At 66.8% G+C, this 1,179-nt stretch carries 1 protein-coding gene; it reads left to right on the forward strand.

The window, feature by feature from the left end; translation table 11 throughout:
* The first annotated feature begins 103 nt into the window (after positions 1-103).
* Positions 104-1,021, forward strand: a complete 918-nt coding sequence (gene dprA / locus ACLKOZ_RS22440) for a DNA-processing protein DprA (protein ID WP_436478478.1) — start codon at positions 104-106, stop codon at positions 1,019-1,021.
* Positions 1,022-1,179: the final 158 nt, after the last annotated feature.

Raw genomic sequence — 1,179 nt, forward strand, 5'->3', positions numbered from 1 at the left:
AGCAAGCTTGCCAGCAACCAAAAAACAACGGGGGAGAGGGGAGCTGGCCGGTCACCATTGGTCGCCCCACCCACCCACTTCTCGGACAAGAAGGAACAACACCATGAACATCACCGATGACCGTATGGCCCGCGCTGCTCTGACCCGCATCTTTGAACCCGGCGACCGGGTAGCCCTTGCCCTGGTGGGCAAGCACGGCGCGGTTTGGGCGCTCCGCATCGTCCTTGGTGCCCTGCCCGTCGTCCCGTTCTGGGACGTCACCTATGACGAGCTGGAGGCAGCGGTGGCCCGTGGCGCGGGACGCCACACGGACCTGGACCCACGGAAAGACCTTGATGAGATCGCAGCCCTTGGCGGCGGTTTCCTCATCCCGGGGGACGAGCACTGGCCCGCAGGACTGGACGATCTGGAAGTACCCCCGCTGGGACTCTGGTACCGGGGGAACCTCTCCGCAGGATTCCCCACGGCCGATAAGTGCGCAGCACTGACCGGCTCCCGCGACTGCACCAGCTACGGCGCATCCGTTACCGGTGAGCTGGCCTACGGCCTCACCCAGCGCGGCGTAACGGTAGTGAGCGGACTTGCCTACGGCATCGACGCGCACGCGGGCAGGGCCGCGCTGGCGGGTGGAACGCCCGACACCATGCCGACCATCGCCGTGGTGGCCGGTGGCGTGGACAGGTTCTACCCGTCAGGAAACGCTGACCTGGGCCGGGCCATCATCGCCAGTGGCTTGATGGTCTCCGAAATGCCCACCGGCACAGGACCAACCCGGCACCGGTTCCTCCAGCGAAACCGGATCATCGCGGCCCTGTCCGGTGTTGTGTGTGTCGTGGAAGCCCGGTACCGCTCCGCTGCGCTGAACACCGCCCACCACGCCGAAACCATCGCCCGGCATGTAGCAGTGGTTCCCGGTTCCATTCACTCGGCGAACTCCGCAGGCTGCCACCGTCTGGCAAAGGAAGGCAGCGCAGCCCTGATCACGGAAGTCAACGAGCTGATGGAGCTGCTCACCAGCTAAAGCCCACAGGCGGTGACCGGACCTTCACGGTCTGGTCACCGCTGGCGGGCCGCCGCCGGTGGCCGGCTTGGGCTGGTGGTTGCGGGCGGCGGACCGCCGTTAGCGCCGCTGCAGGAGCATTGACCAGTGCCGACGGCGGCTGACAGGTCCCAGGATCC

Source organism: Arthrobacter sp. R4 (genome assembly GCF_051365025.1).
GTDB lineage: Bacteria > Actinomycetota > Actinomycetes > Actinomycetales > Micrococcaceae > Arthrobacter.

Excerpts from the sequence above, each read along its gene's own strand:
- dprA (WP_436478478.1), top strand. The coding sequence starts at position 104 with ATGAACATCACCGATGACCGTATGGCCCGCGCTGCTCTGACCCGCATC.